Genomic DNA, 17336 nt, shown 5'->3' with positions numbered 1-17336 from the left:
TGGTGAGATGAATGCGGATCTAAGCTACTTTTCACCGGATGTCTAAACACCCGCTGAAAGAAGTTAAAGCCTCCGGCGGATGTCACGGAATCGGGAAGGAGCTCTTTGTGCAAGCACAAAGCCGATTCCGGACGCAATTATGCCTCGGCATAATTGATAAAAAAGTTCGTACATATGGTAGAAATGAGCGAAAGCGATGCTTATCACAAATCTTAAACACGGATTTGGTATTATCTCAACTTTTGTGGATAAAAAAGATCGACATAAAAATAGTGTTTGAAAAAATATTGGAATAGGAGTTTTAACATGAAGGCATACTTAGCAAATGGATTATTTTCTTTAGGAGATCGTTTAGTCAACGAACAGCTCGCTGCGGCAATTAGAGAGGCAGTACCTGGTATTGAATTATATGTACCACAGGAGAATGATGCGATAAACGATAAAACGGCCTATGCGGATAGTTTGGCGATTGCACAAGCAGATTTAAAAATGCTGCAAAAAAGCGATGTATTAGTAGCTGTTTTAGATGGTGTTGAGATTGATTCAGGTGTAGCAGCAGAAATAGGTGCATTTGCGATGTTGGATCGTCCAATCGTAGGTGTCTTTACAGATGTTCGTCAACAAGGTCGGGACAATATGATGAAAATAGAGGCACTTGTGCGGGACGGAATTGAAAATCAGTTTGTTTATCGTAATTTATTTGTTATTGGTTTGATTAAGCGCACGGGAGTGATTACGACTTCCATCGCTGAAGCTGTTCAAGCTGTCCAAAAATATAAAAAATAGAAGGAGACCTGTATGCTATTATCAACAACAAATATTGTGGCGGGAAAAGAAATTGTAGAAACGATAGGTTTAGTAAAAGGTAATTCGGTACAATCAAGAAATGTTGGTCGTGATATGATAGCTGGACTTCGCAATATTGTCGGAGGAGAGATGAAGGAGTATGCAGAAATGCTCGTTCGCTCCAGAGAAATTGCCACGCAAGCTATGGAGGAAGAAGCAAGACGACTAGGGGCAAATGCTATTGTTGGCGTAAGATTTTCCACATCATCTGTGATGGATGGCACATCAGAGGTATTAGCATACGGAACAGCGGTAAGAGTAAAAGAATAACGGATAAGGGCTTCAATCAACAAGGTTGAAGCTCTTTTTTTATTTGCCACTTCGGAATTCATTGGTAAAAATAAAGTTAATTATAACAAAAGTATAGTATGTTTAGTCTGTATAATGGTTATTGTTTCTAATTAGTATACACCAATTATACCTATATTATAGAAAAAATATAGTTAAAAGGACTAATAGTGTCCAATTAATTTTGTATAATAGAGTTGTAACTATGAAGAAAGAGTGGGATATACGGTGGATTCACAAAAAAACAAAGGCTATCGTGTCATTTCGATGTTTGACAGACTGATAGTTGGTCAAGGAATTAACAAAAAACAAGAAGCATTTACACATAATGTTGGCGAAAAAACAATACAACGGGATTTGAATGAAATTCGAGCGTATTTGGAAAAAGCTAAATTGGATAGCCATTTAGAATATGTTCGGACCGAAAATGTGTACAGGTTGACAAATACAGGGGAAAGTATTTTATCGAAGGAGCAAGTTTTAGCGATTGTAAAAATTCTGATCGAATCAAGAGCGCTGCCAAAATCAGAAATGAGCGATATTATAGATAAGCTTATTTCGATTGTAGCAGCCGATAAGCAGGAGTTTATTCGCAATATTATTTTAAATGAAAAGCATTTGTATGTAGATTTACATCATAAAAAGTCGCTATTGCGTTTAATTTGGGCTCTGTCAGAGGCGATTCACAAAAAGAAAATCATTAAAATTGATTATTTACGTGAAGGAGAAGCGATTCCGACAGAAAAGATTTTAAAACCACTCGCCGTTATTTTTTCAGAATACTACTTTTATTTAATTGCTTACGATAATAAGGTCGAAAAGGATTTGCCTATTGTCTATAGAGTGGACCGTATACAACATTTGCAAGAACTCGAACAAAAATTTCAAATACCCTATACCGAACGTTTTCAAGAAGGAGAGTTCCGTAAGCGTATTCAGTTTATGCATGCTGGCGAGCTGTTGCGTATGAAATTTATCTTTAAAGGAACATCCCCGCAAGCGGTATTAGATCGCCTACCAACAGCAAACATAGTATCCAAAAAAGATAAGCAATATTTATTTGAAGCAGAAGTTTTTGGCCTTGGCATTAAAATGTGGCTGCTGAGTCAAGGGGCAAACATTGAAGTGCTAGAGCCAATTGAGCTTAGAGAAGAGATCATTGAAACGATTCAATTGATGCAGGAAAATTATCGCTATATATAATAAACAAAAGCAATCCACAAAAAAACGATAAAAATCCGCGTAGAATCTAATCGAAGCGGATTTTTACCGTTTAAGAATGAATATATTTAAAAAAGATCCTCAAAAAAGGTCATATTAAAATGATCTAAAAGCTTGTAATCTTTCATATAGTTTTCTTCATACAAATAAACGAATAAATGCTTTGAGTTATCTAATCGTATGCCTATTTCTAGGTGATCTTTATTACGCAATGTAAGCCAATAAGCCTCGTCGTAATCTGAATTGGAAAAATAGACTTTTCGAAGCGACTGATCTTCAAATTGCTGCATTATTTGATTGATTGTAGCTACATCTGTAAAAGTGATTGTTTTGTTATCAGAGGAACGGATCAATTCAATTTCATTAATTTGTTCAATATCAAATCGTTCAATTACCTCCTTTTCGAATGTTGAATCGCGAGTTAAAAATATGGTTGAAGCATATAAGGTGAGAAGAGGTAATAGGATGCCGATTACTATTTTGTATCGTTTTTTCATGTTAAACTCCTTAATTTCTGAAAATTTGTACATATATATTCTTTCGCACGCTATAATTGAGCATATACTGAATGGATAAAGGATGGCAACCAAATGACGCATAATCATGAAGAAAAAGAGATATTGTATCCAGATGGTACATTAATGTATCGTGGCGGTGTGAAGAAAAATGACTTTGGTCATGACATTTATGATGGAAAGGGGTACGCTATTTGACCAAGAAGGTGAGCTTTTATTCGAGGGAGAATTCATCAATCATATGAAGCAAGGTAACGGCATCATGTATTTAAAAGGCCAAATTATATACCAAGGAGAATTTATTCAAAATAAAAAACAAGGTAATGGTATTTTATATAAGAGCGGTCACGTATATTACGAGGGGCAATTTCGTAATGATTTAATGGAAGGTTATGGGGTTTTATATTATGAGGAAGATGTAATTGCCCCATTTAAAGAGCTTCGTGAACAGTATCCGCATTTAAATCAACCACAATATGAGGGTGATTTTGTTCATGGTATGAAGAAGGGCAAGGGAAAGCAATACTATCCAAGTGGTTTTTTACAATATGAGGGTGATTTCATATGGAATCATATGCAAGGGGCAGGAAAGCTGTATTATGCAACAGAATCGTCAAGTGCTGAGGAGCTTGCAAAGGGTGTAACATCCCTTCTGTACGAGGGCTATTTCTTTGAGGATATGAAGCATGGAAAAGGTAAGAACTATTCCAGACAAGGTGTACTTGAATCGGAGGGGCAATTTAAAGAGGATGCGATGACAGGACAGGGTACTCTTTATTATGCTAATGGACAAGCTTCGTATATTGGGGAACTTGTAAATGGAGCAAAGCACGGCCGAGGAGATTATTTTAATAAAGAAGGAAAAATTATTTATAGTGGTGAATTCATTAACGATGAACGTTTACGAATAACGCCAGAAATAGAACGAGAGATTGAAAAATTACAGAAGCAGCTTGATGGACTTGTAGGACTTCCTAATGCTAAGAAAGAGTTACATAATTTAATCAATTTCATAAAAATTCAAAGCTTGCGTGTCGACCATGGTTTAACAAGCTTCCCAATCACATATCATCTAGTGTTCTCTGGAAATCCAGGTACAGGAAAAACAACAGTGGCGCGCATTATAGGCCAAATATATAAGCATCTTGGTGTACTCTCTAGCGGTCATTTTGTGGAAACGGATCGTGCCGGCTTAGTAGCAGGGTATGTTGGTCAGACGGCTTTGAAGGTCCAGGACGTTGTGAATAAAGCAAAGGGTGGCGTGCTATTTATAGATGAAGCTTATTCACTAATTCATGATAAACAGGACGCATTTGGTAAAGAAGCAATTGATAGCCTATTAAAGGCAATGGAGGATTTACGCGATGATTTAGTTGTGATTGTTGCTGGTTATACAGAGCTCATGGAGGAATTTTTGCTTGCGAATCCAGGGTTCAAATCGCGCTTCAATCATTTTGTGCAGTTTGATAATTTTAGCACAGATGAGCTTTATGATATTTTTGCCATGCTATGTAAAAATAATGATTACCAGTATGGGGACGTATTTGCATACCATATGAGGGAGCAATTGCATCAGATTCCGGTCGAATCCATTCCAAACTTTTCGAACGGTCGTTACATACGAAACTTATTTGAAAAGCTCGTGACTATTCAATCAAACCGTCTTATTCAACAGAAAGACATTACAAGAGTAGAATTAATGGAATTTACAGAGCAAGATATTTTGCTTGGTATAGCAGAAAATCTATTTGATAATACATTTTAACTTATTTCAGCGGGTGCCCAAACACTCGCTGAAATAAAGGAACTCAGGATAAGTGGCATCTACTGAGTGACCAACCTCGTGTTGCTGCCGCTGCGTTAGCACTACGCTTTCGCACAAAAAACATCTGTTGGCCCAAAGCCTCCAGCGCGGATATCACGGAGAATCGGAAAGGAGTTCTTTGCAAGCACAAAGCCGGTTCGGATGCATTTTGCCGAGGCATGATTGATAAGGTATCGTTGAGGCCAGGAATAAATGAAAATTTAGCCTCAGCTATTTACAAAAGAATAAATATGATCAATAAAATGAAAAAGGAGAGAAAGATGAAAAAACTTTTAGCTTTTATATTAATATGCGCTTGTATTTTACCAAGGGTAATGAACATAAATATTACGATCAACCATAACATTAAAGTACATAAACAGAATGAATAATTGACAAAAAAATGAAAGTAGTGGTAATCTAACTAAAAAACATACGCAACCGTATCTTACTGGGGAGATAACATGCAATTAACGAGGGAAGATTGGATAAAAGCAGGGTTACAACAATTAGCCGATGAAGGAATACATAAAGTTCGCATTGAAGCACTTGCTCGATTACTAAAAATAAGTAAAGGGAGTTTTTATCACTATTTTCGTGACCATCAAGAGCTGTTAGATTCTATGCTCGACTATTGGGAAGTACATGCAACAAAGCTCATTGTTCAAAGTATGGAGCAACCGGATAGCTCATTAGAACAGCTATTACAAATTAGTTTTAATCGAGATAAAAAAATAGAGATTGGTATTTATACTTGGGCAAAATATGATCCTGTTGTTGCAGAATGCTTAGTGAATATTGAAGAACAAAGAATTTCGTGTGTTGCGAAATTGTATCAAAAAAAGGGCATAGACAATGCTGAATCGATTGATAGAGCGAGACTAGCCTATTTAACGTATGTAGGATGGATGACAAGGTTTGAAGAAAATCCTAATTTTGATATTGACAAAATGGTTGAGCTTTTAACTTCTTTCAGCGGTTGACCAAATATCCGCTGAAAAAGAGAACTCAGTCTAAGAACGACATATCCTATGGCATTTATCTGTTGCTACCGCTACGTTGGCACCTACGCTTTCGCACAAAAACATCATGCCGAGGCATAATTGATTATTCGATAATAAATGTCCCTAATAAGGTTATAAAACTTGAAGGGACAAAATTTTTACTGTAAACATACGTTTGTGTATGTTTTGTTTGAATTAAAACATTGGGGGCGGAAAATGAAAATACTTTTAATATTAGTAGCTGTAGGGCTTCTATGGTTTATCGGTTTGTTGCATATTTATTGGGCTTTTGGAGGTCGTTGGGGTTCTGCCGCTGCTATCCCTGTAAAAGAAGGAGAGCAAAGACCTGCTTTTACTCCTGAAAAATGGGGAACATTATTCGTGGCTATACTTATTCTACTGGCTAGTGTCATTATTGTTGTTCAAGGAGGTTATATGAAGGGGTTCCAAGCAAATGGTTTATCTAAAATCGGAAGTATTATTTGTGCTTTCGTTTTCATTATTAGAGCAATTGGTGATTTTAAGTATGTTGGGTTTTTTAAAAAAATAAAACATTCTCAGTTTGCTAAATACGATACTTGGTTTTATAGTCCATTATGTTTATTTTTTGGAATTGTCTATATTATTCTATTGTTTTAACAAATATAAGTTTTATATGGCAACTAGTTTTAAATCCCTCATTTAATGTTACTTTTATAGATGATTTTAGGGCTCATGGGACGCCCCCCAGGAAACTTTACTCTGCGCGCCAGCAACAAATGTTTTAACTGTGCGAAAGCGAAGCGACAGCAACAAATGTTTTAACTGTGCGAAAGCGAAGCGACAGCAACAAATGTTTTAACTGTGCGAAAGCGAAGCGACAGCAACAAATGTTTTAACTGTGCGAAAGCGAAGCGTCAGCAACAAAGCGACCAGTCGGAACGGAAATCAACTCCAAGTTATGTGGTGAGGATAATTTAGAATCATATTGATATATTTGGTTTTTTGTAAATATATTCAATATAATTAATAGAGATTGACTAATATGTGGAGGAAGTTATCTTTGTGCTTCTTCTAAGATGCATAAATTCTAAATTTCATTTCACAGTGGTCGTAATATTGAACAAGTTGTTTAAGAAAAAGAATAACAATCGTGTAATACGGGTTCTTTGCGTGAACACGCAAAAATGATGCGTGTGTAAACCTGAAATTGACGGAAAATACGGATTCTATTGACAGTGAAGTCCGCTATGATCAAGGAGCGTACTAAGAAATTAACGCTCATTTTGAGATTAAATGGAGGGGTTTTGTTATGTCCGTGGTTTACCGTAAATTCGTCGATTTTTTCAACTTGTCCGATCCGACTTACGTCCAGTTCGTCCGTAAGTTTGAAGCCAAGAAAAAGAAAGAAATCGCTTTCTACTTGTTTCTTGGCCTGTTGCCTGGTCTGATTGCATATGTGTTCATCTATCCGCTTCGCGAGTCGATGATGGCATGGACCGGTTTATCGGCTCATTATGTGCAGTTATATGTGCTCATCCTATTGAGCGCCGGCTGGCATATGCTCGTTCCTTTCCTGATGCTGCGTTACAAGGACGGACTTTCATTCAAGGAATCGCTCGTATACTTAGGCTTCGCCAAACTTGATCTGAAAGGGCTGCTGCTTGTATTTCCGATTTTGACGATTCTGTTCACGCTTTTATCGTTGCCGTATGTAAAATATGTCTATCCACCATTGTTTGAATGGCTGAATGGTTTCCCAGCTTTCCATATGGGTGAATGGCATGTTTTTTATCAAGGATATTACGACCCGAACTTTCCATTGCTATTATTGCTAATGGGACTAATAGGCAACTTTATCGGAGAGGAAATTTATTTTCGAGGCTATTTGCTACGTAAAGTTGGGCGCCTCAAACATGACTGGCTATGGATTGCGATCATTTTTCAGTTTTATCACATGTGGCAAGCACCAATCAATTGGGCGTACGTTCCGTTAGCCGTAATTATCCCGGAAGAAATCTTAGTTAAGTTGCGCAAAAATATTTATGGCGCTATCCTATTACATCTGTTCGTGAATTTTTTGTGGGGGATGATTAATATGTATTTGGTCGGCGTGCGATAAACCCTAGCGTATCATTCACCTTAGCTTTGATGCTGAACATATTGATTTTTTAGAGTAACACACTCGAGGAGAGGTGATGCAATTTGCCGGAAATTGCACGGAAATACAATTTGGCGGTATACAGTTCAGCTTTGTTATTCCTGCTTGTTGCGGTTTATATTCACACTATTACATTAAAGAATCCATATACTGGTTTAATGTTCTATGAAGATAGGGGCATCTGGGTCGTCGCATCCATTGATCCGGCGGGCAAGGCGAGAGGATGGGACGTCAACATCGGCGACAAACTCCTGTCGGTTGACGGCCAACAGCCAGAAGTAATGAAGCTCGGTGATCGTGCTTATCTGAAACGATTGGGGGTACTTCAGTTCGAGCGGGAGGGCTGGGTTCGCTTTGAATTGCGCAGCGAACCCGGGATGATGGATGTGTATAAGAGTTTGTTTGCAGCCTGCGCGGAGCTAGCTTTGCTCATTATTGGACTGGCCGCTTATCGGAACAAGCCCGAGTCCTATATGGTTCGCCGCTTTTATGCGCTGAACGTATTCATGGCGACGACGCTACTATCGGTCTATTCGACAGAGACGGCGCTTACTGGATTGATATTGCCTATCGTTGCTAGTTGGTTGCCTTACCAGTTGTTTGCTTTCTTCGTTGCATTCATGTTCCGCACGGTCCCAGGGTGGATTGATTCAGCGATGGCTGTCTACAGGGTACTGGCTGCCTTGTTCGCCATATACGTCTTATTTGTCTTCTCGCTGGGATCCATCCCGGGGTGGACCCGGAGCGCTCTTCATACGACTCTGCTTGGCACATTACTTGCCATAGTTGTCATTGCTGTCGTATATTGGCGCGCGATGGATAGCGCCGAAAAAAACCGGCTGCTGACATTTGTTACCGCGCTGACATTTGGTTTGTTACCATACCTGTTTCTATATGCGCTACCTGACCTGCTATGGGGGGAATACATAGCGTTGCCTGAAATGACATTGGGAGGTCTCATTGTATTACCTGCTTCCATACTATCGTTGTGGGCCAGACAGAAGCTGCTTGACATCCGCTTCTATCTTCCTAGTTTAGCTATTCATGGTTTGTATGGAGGGCTTGTGATAATCCTAATTGCTGCGCTAATCCGTTCTAGTGCTTCTCTAGCAACACTTACATTGTGCGGCGCGTTCGTTCTCCTTACACTGTTGCATCGACTCGGCCTTGACAGCTTCAAACGGCAGCGGGAGAAACGGGAAAATCGTCTGGATCGGCAGCGGCTGGAGATGTCGATTAGGCTCGCCGAATATCGCAATAGCCGCGATCTATTGCGTATGCCAGCAGAGCTTGTCCATAACGTGACAGACATTGAGGGGCTTTGCTTCGTCTGGAATCGGGGAAATGAAGCTATTATGTATGGAACAGGGCCATTTGTCGAGATGCAGGAATTAACCAATTTCCGACAACTTGCACCGTATGTTTTTACACAAGTGATGGATCTTGTGCAGCCTGACGGAACGGTCATTGGCTATTTGGGACTTGGTTCAAAAAAAAATAATACGGTCTTTACACCGGAAGAGTTGGGCTTAATCGACAAAGTAAGGCTGGAAACCGTTTGTTTGCTGATGGGCGCTACCTTACTCGACGAACTAAGAGGAGCGAGGAATGGGTTGCCAAAAGAAACCTTGGAATACAGATTGCTAGAGGCACAAGAGGCTGAGCGAGTTCGCATGTCATATTACTTGCATGATCATGTTTTGCAGAATCTAATCTTTCTTGCACGCGATTTGGAAGAATTACACGATACCGAACAAAGTGACAAGCGGTTGACCACCGTCTGGTTAAAATGTTTGTACGATACGCAACGCGACATCCGAATGCTGTGTGATGATTTATACCCGCACATCATCGATCAGGCAGGGTTAGATGCAGCGCTGCTCTGGCTCGCGCGTACAGTTAAGGAGAACGGTGGCCCATCCATCAAGCTGGAAAATGAACTGCCAAAGACATTGCCTTCGTTATACAAAATGACGCTATTCCGCATTGTACGAGAGCTTGCCAATAATGCGGTCAAGCATGCAAGGGGACAGAAGCTGGAGATTCGGTTATGGGAAAATCATGATGTGTACTACGGGCTGATTAGCGATGACGGCATTGGATTCGATCCAGCGAATGTGAGCGGAATTCGGACCGATTCTCAAGGATTCGGACTTGTCACGATCAGCAGTCAAGTAGCCCAATTTGGAGGCGACATCAAAATTGACTCGGAAGCTGGACGTGGAACGATTGTCCGCATTAGACTACCGAAACAGTGAGGTGAAGTAAAATATGGATCGACCGATCAAGGTGCTGCTATTAGATGATCATCCGCTTGTCATGGAGGGCTTGAAGAATAGACTAGAGCGAGAGCAAGATATGCTGGTCGTAGGGACATTTAGTGAACCTCACGAGGTGCTTAAACGTATCGGTACACTGAAGCCGGACGTCGCCGTTATTGACATTTCAATGCCAAGTATGACGGGCTTTGACTTGGCGATAGAAATAAAGCAGACTTACGATATGGCAATCAAATTAATCGTACTGTCAGGTTACGTCTACGATGAATATGTGCACAAAGCTTATGAGATAGGAATTCACGCTTATTTATCCAAACAGGCGACTTATCCGCAAATTATAAATGCCATTCGGCAGAGTATGCTAGGGTTGCGGCTCGTACCGGAGAAAATGACTACATTACCGAGAGCTGACCAATTGACACCGACAGAGAAGGAAGTACTAATGCAAATCGCACTGGAGAAGACAAATAAAGAAATTGCTAGGGAGTTAGCGATGAGCCAGCGCACGGTAGAGTATCATATGGCGGCTATTAACCGAAAGCTTGATGTTAAGACGAGGGTCGGGGCAGTCGCAAAGGGCTATGAGCTGGGATTGCTAGAACGCTTATATGAATGAGGTTGAGCATCGTGGGGAAGCGCTCCTCATATTTTGTAGGTATTGGGGATTGACAGTGAACCCATTTATATAATTCTACATCCATATTTTTTAAAAGTATGTTCAAGCAATCGCCAGTTGTCACAAAAGTGATGCTGGCGTTTTTTTTATAACCGAGGGCCAAAATATTTCCGTCTTTCACAACAGGCGCAATAACATATCAATCTTTCATTTACCTTACAATATAAACATCTAAAAGGAATTGAATGTTAATAAATAGAATACATTAAAGGATATGTGAAGGAGGATAGACTATGCCCAAAACTATATTGATAGTTGATGATGATCCCGATATTGTAGACTTGTTAAAGCTTTACTTACATGCAGAAGGATATATTACATTAGAAGCGTTCGATGGCAAAACAGCTTTCAATCAGTTGAAAAATCAGGCGATTGACCTTGCCATTCTAGATATTATGATGCCAATCATTGATGGTTATCAACTGCTGCAAATGATCCGTCAGCAATATAAAATTCCAGTTATTTTACTTTCCGCCAAAAGCCAGGATTACGATAAAATAACAGGATTGAAATTAGGAGCAGATGATTATATTTCGAAACCATTTAGTCCTTTAGAAGTGACAGCTAGAATTCAAGCCCAATTACGGAGGTCTTATGAATTTAATGACTCATTATCTGCTCAACAACACTCTCAGCTGAAATTGGGGGATTTACTTTTATCGCACCACGAATGTGTGCTATATATCAAAGACAAGCCGATTCCACTCAGTGCACGAGAATATGAACTGTTAAAACTCTTGATGAGTGAACCGGGACGCGTCTTTACAAAAAAACAAATTTTTGAACGTGCATGGAATGAGTATTTTATTGCTGATGACAATGCAGTTATGGTCCAAATTAGCAGACTTCGTGAAAAAATTGAAGAGTGTCCAAGGAAACCAGTATATATAAAAACCATTCGCGGCCTCGGTTATCGGTTTGCCAAGAAAGATGAGCTGATTCCATGAAATCTCCGAATCGGCTTCGGCGCTTATTAATTATTACATATAGTTATTTCTTCATTGCAATTGCATGTATTGCAGCCTTTTCATTGTTTATATTAAATGAGCAGATTCTTAATTATTTTGCAGACATTGTCGGTGAAAACGGTACAGTCCTATCATCTGAAACGAATAAGACCATGGATGGCAAAGATCATCAAAACAACGAACAGATCTTTTACAAAATGCTTTTGCAAACTCTTCTGCTTTTTCTCTCTTTATTAACCATTGCTGTTTATATTTTTGGAAAATGGACGGCCTCCAGACTTACCACTCCACTTCGTTCAATTGCAGATGGTATCCAAGATATTGCTCGAGGTCAATATAATAAGCGACTAAAATTTAAAGCAAGTTATGAGCTTGCCCAAATCCAAGACGATTTTAACGACATGGCAGAACAACTGGAACGAATGGAAAAGGAAAAGCAGCACCTAGAAGAGAACAAGCAACGAATGCTTGTGGATCTATCTCATGATCTAAAGACACCGATTACTACAATTAGAGGGTATATTGAGGCGATGGAATTAGGACTAATTAATGATGAAGAGCAAAGACAACGAATTTTACGCATAATTTCAGATAAGGCTGAGCTTGTATCAGAACTCATTGACGACATTTTTGAATTATCTAAACTGGATAGCCCTAATTATCCTTTTAACTTTCAATTTGCTGATATAGCCGAATTCACGAGAGAAATCGCTGCAGAGTATTACGAACTATTTGCAGAAAAAAAATTTATGTTTCAATTTGAGATTCCTAAAGGTGAAATCATCTTTCCATTCAACTATACATGGTTATACCGAGCTGTATCTAACATTCTCTCAAATGCATTAAAATACAATCCACCAGGAACAACCGTGAGATTGAAGCTTTTAACAACGGAAAAAGGACTTGAAATTCATATTCAAGATGACGGGATTGGCATTCCACAGGCAATTAAAGAAAACATATTTGAAGCTTTTGTGCGTGGGGATCAATCGCGCAAGAGTGATGGTGGTTCAGGGTTAGGACTAGCGATTGCCAAACAAGTTATCGAAAAACATGATGGTAATATTACACTGACAACGAATGACGAGACGAATTTTATACTCTTCTTGCCAAAAAAAGTTCTGACATCTAACTAATTTATTCTTCAAAATGTACTTGAGTGGAATAGTAAGATTATTGAAAGAAAGATGAAAGCTGGCTGAAAGAATCATCCTGTAACCTACAATAGAATATTTATGAAATAGATTGTAGGTAGGGGGATTAAAAATTGGAAGTAATAAAAAGGAAACTCAAAAATTTTGTTAGAAAGCTATATGCAAATCGAAAGCGTATTGAGCCATTGTCATTAGGTTGGAAAGGTGCAGCTACCGCTTTAAGTACGATGGCATTTCTAATGATTTTGATTCAAGGTAAGTTTTTATTAGAGCAGCGTAGTTTTTTTGATTACACTATTGGAATGTTCGTATTTATTTTTTTCGTAGTGTTAATAAGTGGTTTTATTACTCTTCTATTGCATGGAGTGAAAAAAATTCCTAGTCGATATATATGGATACTCTTTAGTTCACTTATATTTCTGTTGTTCTGCTTTTTCGCTTCTTCTTTGGAAGTAACTAGCCTATTTCTTCTATTAATAGCAGTTGTTGTTTCTTTGTGGGGGGCGTTATTATACAAATGGTTAAGGGGTAGCTATAAAAATGCAAAAAAATATCAAAAAGTTAGCGTCCTCACATGTTTTTTTATATTGACTATTGGGATTGGAGCATGGAGTTATTGGTTGATTCATCCCGGGGAAGCGAACACCCCAGTAGTTGTATTAAAGCAACTGAAATCATCGAAACGGTATGACAATACATTGCTTAGTAATCCAGCGAAACCGGGCAGCTATTTAATTAGAAAGCTCACATACGGCAATCTGAATACTTATCGGGAAGTCTTTAACCAAAAAAATTCTTTGGCAACTAAAACAGTAGACGCTTCCGATTTTATAGAAAAGTGGTCTTCTGTTCGCACGAAAACACTTGGCTTTGGACCTGATGCAATGCCGTTAAATGGTCATGTTTGGTATCCAGAAGGGAAAGGAGACTTTCCGTTAGTAATGATTGTTCATGGAAACCATGTAATGACTGATTATTCTGATACAGGTTACGAATATTTAGGTAACCTTCTTGCGAGTAGGGGCTATATAGTTGTATCCGTAGATGAAAACTTTCTAAATGCGTCTCCCTATGATGATATGTTTTTGGTCAGTCCGCTAAAGAATGAGAATCCAGCGAGAGGATTAATATTGCTGGAGCACTTAAAGCTGTGGGAAGAATGGAACAATACTGAAAGCAATCCATTTTATCAAAAAGTGGATATGGAAAACATTGCACTGATTGGGCATTCCAGAGGTGGAGAAGCTATCGCGATTGCAGCTGCTTTTAACGAAATGCAACACCCGCCTAGTAATGGAAATATTCAATTTGATTATAATTTCTCAATCCGCTCGCTTATTTCTATTGCTGGAATAGACGGTCAATATTTGCCTGCAGGGAAACCACTTCCATTAAAAAACGTAAATTATTTGGCACTACAAGGGGCACATGATATGGATGTAAATAGCTTTGATAGCTCTAATCAGCAATATCGAATTTCCTATACGAATAAAGATGATTATATGAATGCGTCGGTCTATATTTATGGAGCCAATCATGGGCAATTTAATGAAGGGTGGGGGCGGGGCGATCTAGCCGGTACGACTAACCAACTCTTTAACCTTAAACAAATTATGCCTCGCAATCAGCAAGAAACCATCACGAAAGTATTGATATCTGCTTTTTTAGATAGTACGTTGAAAGAAAAGAAACGATACAAGGAGATTTTTAAAGATCTAGGTTATGCTAAAGAATGGCTTCCTGATACACTATATATCAATAATTACTACGATTCGCAAACATCTTTTATTGTTACGTTTAATGAAGATATTGATTTAAACACGACCACTGTCCCAGGTGGCAAACTGTTCGGCAAGAATTTAAAGGAATGGAAAGAGGAAAAAGTCAAAATGAAAAATGACGAAGCAGATTATAGTGCCGTTCGTTTAGGTTGGGATTCAAAAGACAAATTTTCTCAAGCTTTTTATACATTAACTCTTCCCAAGAATGGATTAGAGATAGGGCAAAACAATTCTATCGTATTTTCACTTGCAGATAATAGAAAAGAAAAAAAGGAGAAAAATCAGGAGGAACTAATTGATTTTACAGTTACTGTAGAAGACAGCAATGGCAATCGGGCGAGCTTGCCTCTTAGCTATATAGCCAAATTGACACCTGCTATAAAAGGAAAGTTACTGAAAAAACCTTTTTCCAATATAGGTAATACGTCGGAACCAGTGTTTCAACATTATGGATTTTCATTGAACGATTTTAAAGAAGTAAATCCACAGTTTGATCCATTGAAGCTAAAGAAGATCCATTTCCAATTTAATTAAACCAAGCAAGGGACGATACTAATGAACAATATTGGGATTAGAAATGAAAATATATAAAAATATTAGTAATAACTAGGGAGAAATTAAAGGGGGAAACAATATTGAAGAACCAAACGATTTACTTAATCCGTCATGGGGAAACGGAATTTAATACACAAGGACGATACCAAGGAGAGCTTGATTCTCCATTAACAGAAGCGGGTGTACAACAAGTACAACAAAATGCACAAATGCTGAAAAGTTTAATTGGAAATCCTAATGAATGGAAAATTGTGTCGAGTCCATTAGGAAGAGCGATGCAAAGTACTGAAATCATTTGTGAAACAATAGGATTTGATGTGAAAAAGGTTGAAAAAGATGACCGATTAACTGAGGTTGCTGTGGGACAATGGGCTGGGTTAACAACGAAAGAAATTGAAGGGTCTTGGCCAAATCTTTTTCAAAATACAGATGTGTATAACTGGTATTTTAATGCGCCTAATGGAGAAGCTTATGACTCGGTAGTGTGCAGACTAAGTACTTGGTTAAAAGACATTCAACATGTACCAAATGTGATTGCCATTTCCCATGGTCTAACAGGTCGTATTTTACGAGGGATTTATGCAGATTTAAAAAAGGAAGACGCGCTGAAGCTAGAAGTGTCTCAAGATGTATTTTTTAAATTAACGTATAACACTATCACTAGAATATGTTCAGATTTTAATGAAGTTTATTTTCATTCATAATGTACGAAAACGTAGCGACAGGGGCAGAAGACTCCCACCTTTGAAGGTGGAGATGAATGAAGATAAAGTCTCCTGCCGCAATTACGCCAAGGAGAAATTAATAAAAAAACCTTAAGAATTTCTTCATAAATTTCCTACAGGAATATTCATAAATGCCTCCTATTATAATGAGTAGGGGGCGTTTTTCATGAAGAAATTTGTCGTATTTTGTTTTATATGTGCAGTTGCATTCTTTTTTTATTATACAAATAACTCAACGGAACAAACCGAAATAGAGTTACCTTCGTTGCATAGTAAAAATGCGTTGTTGCTGAATGCAAAAGGAGATATATTGTTCGAAAAAAATGCCGATGCCATTATCTATCCTGCATCATTAACGAAAATTATGACAGCGATTGTTGCCATTGAAATGACTACTGATCTGCAGAAGCAAACAATCGTTGAACCACAAACGATTTCTAAATTTACTGCTCAAAATGCGTCCATGGCTGGTTTTAAGGCAGGAGATTTTGTGACGATAGAGGATTTATTATATGGTACATTACTTGCTTCTGGGGCGGATGCTACAGGAACACTTGCGGATGCGATTGCAGGAAGTGAAGAATCATTTGTGACATTAATGAATAATAAAGCACATGAATTAGGGTTGAATGATACACATTTTGTGAATGCCAGCGGATTACATGATCCTTCTCATGTCTCCAGTGTACGGGATATTAGCAAGCTGTTTCGTTATGCTATTGAAAATTCTATCTTTTATCAAATTTTGACTTCAAAAAGCTATAGCACGCATGTGCCTAATGCATTAACGATAACAAGCTCACTTTTGACAAAAATACCAGGCGGAGAAGGTGCAATATTGGGTGGGAAAACGGGCTATACACCTGAAGCGGGTCTTTGCTTAGCGTCAATAATCGAAAAAGATGGTAAACGATATATATTCGTGACGACGAATGCAGATGGGCAGGCCTGGACACCACCATTCCATATTGAAGATGCTCTGACAGCGTACGATTCGCTGTAGGGAAAAATATGAAAAAATAACAACTTTTTAATCGTTTCAACCGTCTTCTTAATAGGGAGCACGCATAAACACATGAAAAAAAGCGTCTTGGGAGCGTTTTTTCGACACATATGAGATAGCTATCACGGTATTAAGCTTGGGGATACAATCAATCAGTTTGATTTAAGAGGGAAGGTGTTATGTGATCATTGAAAGTTTTTTAGAAAAGAATAAGCAAACAATTCAACAATATGCCGTATTTATTACTTGATTGGAGTGGAGATTGGGCGACTCTAGGGAAGTGCCTAGCCGAAACGGAAATCCATCCTACGTTATGGCGTGTTCCATTTTTATTCACAAAAACTAGTTGATTCCTACTATTTCCTGGCACAATCTAT

At 38.5% G+C, this 17336-nt stretch carries 16 protein-coding genes; 15 read left to right on the top strand and 1 reads right to left on the bottom strand.

Annotated features, from left to right (window positions below):
- The first annotated feature begins 306 nt into the window (after nt 1-306).
- The 3 genes from AC3WSO_RS13970 to AC3WSO_RS13960 all read left to right on the top strand — a co-directional run bounded on the left by AC3WSO_RS13970 (nt 307) and on the right by AC3WSO_RS13960 (nt 2337).
- Nucleotides 307-786 (top strand): nucleoside 2-deoxyribosyltransferase, encoded by a 480-nt coding sequence (locus tag AC3WSO_RS13970; RefSeq protein ID WP_492531574.1) that lies wholly within the window; start codon nt 307-309, stop codon nt 784-786.
- Between the two features lie 12 nt (nt 787-798).
- On the top strand, nt 799-1116 hold the full coding sequence (locus AC3WSO_RS13965; RefSeq protein WP_492531572.1) for a YbjQ family protein: 318 nt from the start codon (nt 799-801) through the stop codon (nt 1114-1116).
- A gap of 246 nt (nt 1117-1362) precedes the next feature.
- Entirely contained in the window at nt 1363-2337 is a 975-nt protein-coding gene (locus AC3WSO_RS13960; protein WP_492531570.1) for a helix-turn-helix transcriptional regulator, read from the top strand.
- 86 nt (nt 2338-2423) lie between these two features.
- Here AC3WSO_RS13960 and AC3WSO_RS13955 read toward each other — a convergent pair whose 3' ends face one another.
- Nucleotides 2424-2852, bottom strand: coding sequence for a hypothetical protein (locus AC3WSO_RS13955; RefSeq protein ID WP_492531568.1), 429 nt, complete (start codon nt 2850-2852; stop codon nt 2424-2426).
- 93 nt (nt 2853-2945) lie between these two features.
- Between AC3WSO_RS13955 and AC3WSO_RS13950 the strand changes: the two genes are divergently transcribed.
- The 12 genes from AC3WSO_RS13950 (at nt 2946) to AC3WSO_RS13895 (ending at nt 16959) form a co-directional block, all read left to right on the top strand.
- Nucleotides 2946-3068, top strand: a complete 123-nt coding sequence (locus AC3WSO_RS13950; protein ID WP_492531566.1) for a hypothetical protein — start codon at nt 2946-2948, stop codon at nt 3066-3068.
- Nucleotides 3022-4635 (top strand): AAA family ATPase, encoded by a 1614-nt coding sequence (locus tag AC3WSO_RS13945; RefSeq protein ID WP_492531565.1) that lies wholly within the window; start codon nt 3022-3024, stop codon nt 4633-4635. Before AC3WSO_RS13950 ends, AC3WSO_RS13945 begins: the two co-directional genes overlap by 47 nt.
- A gap of 503 nt (nt 4636-5138) precedes the next feature.
- Nucleotides 5139-5657 carry a TetR/AcrR family transcriptional regulator gene (locus AC3WSO_RS13940; RefSeq protein WP_492531563.1) on the top strand — a complete coding sequence of 173 codons (519 nt, stop codon included), beginning with the start codon at nt 5139-5141 and terminating at the stop codon, nt 5655-5657.
- A 237-nt stretch (nt 5658-5894) separates the two neighbouring features.
- Complete coding sequence (locus AC3WSO_RS13935; protein ID WP_492531561.1) at nt 5895-6317, top strand: DUF3995 domain-containing protein; 423 nt, start codon at nt 5895-5897, stop codon at nt 6315-6317.
- Nucleotides 6318-6969: 652 nt separating this feature from the next.
- Complete coding sequence (locus AC3WSO_RS13930) at nt 6970-7779, top strand: CPBP family intramembrane glutamic endopeptidase (RefSeq protein ID WP_492531559.1); 810 nt, start codon at nt 6970-6972, stop codon at nt 7777-7779.
- Between the two features lie 83 nt (nt 7780-7862).
- A complete protein-coding gene (locus AC3WSO_RS13925) occupies nt 7863-10076 on the top strand; it encodes a sensor histidine kinase (RefSeq protein WP_492531558.1) in 2214 nt (737 codons plus the stop codon).
- 13 nt (nt 10077-10089) lie between these two features.
- Nucleotides 10090-10713 carry a response regulator transcription factor gene (locus AC3WSO_RS13920; RefSeq protein ID WP_492531557.1) on the top strand — a complete coding sequence of 208 codons (624 nt, stop codon included), beginning with the start codon at nt 10090-10092 and terminating at the stop codon, nt 10711-10713.
- 293 nt (nt 10714-11006) lie between these two features.
- Complete coding sequence (locus AC3WSO_RS13915; protein ID WP_492531555.1) at nt 11007-11720, top strand: response regulator transcription factor; 714 nt, start codon at nt 11007-11009, stop codon at nt 11718-11720.
- The gene (locus AC3WSO_RS13910) at nt 11717-12877 is read left to right on the top strand and encodes a sensor histidine kinase (RefSeq protein ID WP_492531553.1); all 1161 of its coding nucleotides are present in this window, start codon (nt 11717-11719) and stop codon (nt 12875-12877) included. The genes AC3WSO_RS13915 and AC3WSO_RS13910 overlap by 4 nt, the downstream gene beginning before the upstream one ends.
- Before the next feature lie 131 nt (nt 12878-13008).
- The gene (locus tag AC3WSO_RS13905) at nt 13009-15210 is read left to right on the top strand and encodes an MFS transporter (protein ID WP_492531552.1); all 2202 of its coding nucleotides are present in this window, start codon (nt 13009-13011) and stop codon (nt 15208-15210) included.
- 101 nt (nt 15211-15311) lie between these two features.
- Nucleotides 15312-15935 carry a histidine phosphatase family protein gene (locus AC3WSO_RS13900; protein WP_492531550.1) on the top strand — a complete coding sequence of 208 codons (624 nt, stop codon included), beginning with the start codon at nt 15312-15314 and terminating at the stop codon, nt 15933-15935.
- 187 nt (nt 15936-16122) lie between these two features.
- Complete coding sequence (locus AC3WSO_RS13895; RefSeq protein WP_492531548.1) at nt 16123-16959, top strand: D-alanyl-D-alanine carboxypeptidase family protein; 837 nt, start codon at nt 16123-16125, stop codon at nt 16957-16959.
- Nucleotides 16960-17336: the final 377 nt, after the last annotated feature.

Source organism: Lysinibacillus sp. EB106-09-02-XG168 (assembly GCF_058791475.1).
The sequence above is the reverse complement of the archived record's forward strand: the minus strand, read 5'-3'. Positions and strand labels throughout refer to the sequence as shown.

What these genes read in the sequence shown, in the direction of transcription:
- AC3WSO_RS13940 (WP_492531563.1), top strand. Translation starts at nt 5,139, where the DNA reads ATGCAATTAACGAGGGAAGATTGGATAAAAGCAGGGTTACAACAATTA.
- AC3WSO_RS13950 (WP_492531566.1), top strand. Translation starts at nt 2,946, where the DNA reads ATGACGCATAATCATGAAGAAAAAGAGATATTGTATCCAGATGGTACA.
- AC3WSO_RS13970 (WP_492531574.1), top strand. Translation starts at nt 307, where the DNA reads ATGAAGGCATACTTAGCAAATGGATTATTTTCTTTAGGAGATCGTTTA.
- AC3WSO_RS13895 (WP_492531548.1), top strand. Translation starts at nt 16,123, where the DNA reads ATGAAGAAATTTGTCGTATTTTGTTTTATATGTGCAGTTGCATTCTTT.
- AC3WSO_RS13930 (WP_492531559.1), top strand. Translation starts at nt 6,970, where the DNA reads ATGTCCGTGGTTTACCGTAAATTCGTCGATTTTTTCAACTTGTCCGAT.
- AC3WSO_RS13945 (WP_492531565.1), top strand. Translation starts at nt 3,022, where the DNA reads ATGACTTTGGTCATGACATTTATGATGGAAAGGGGTACGCTATTTGAC.
- AC3WSO_RS13965 (WP_492531572.1), top strand. Translation starts at nt 799, where the DNA reads ATGCTATTATCAACAACAAATATTGTGGCGGGAAAAGAAATTGTAGAA.
- AC3WSO_RS13920 (WP_492531557.1), top strand. Translation starts at nt 10,090, where the DNA reads ATGGATCGACCGATCAAGGTGCTGCTATTAGATGATCATCCGCTTGTC.
- AC3WSO_RS13915 (WP_492531555.1), top strand. Translation starts at nt 11,007, where the DNA reads ATGCCCAAAACTATATTGATAGTTGATGATGATCCCGATATTGTAGAC.
- AC3WSO_RS13935 (WP_492531561.1), top strand. Translation starts at nt 5,895, where the DNA reads ATGAAAATACTTTTAATATTAGTAGCTGTAGGGCTTCTATGGTTTATC.
- AC3WSO_RS13910 (WP_492531553.1), top strand. Translation starts at nt 11,717, where the DNA reads ATGAAATCTCCGAATCGGCTTCGGCGCTTATTAATTATTACATATAGT.
- AC3WSO_RS13955 (WP_492531568.1), bottom strand. Translation starts at nt 2,852, where the DNA reads ATGAAAAAACGATACAAAATAGTAATCGGCATCCTATTACCTCTTCTC.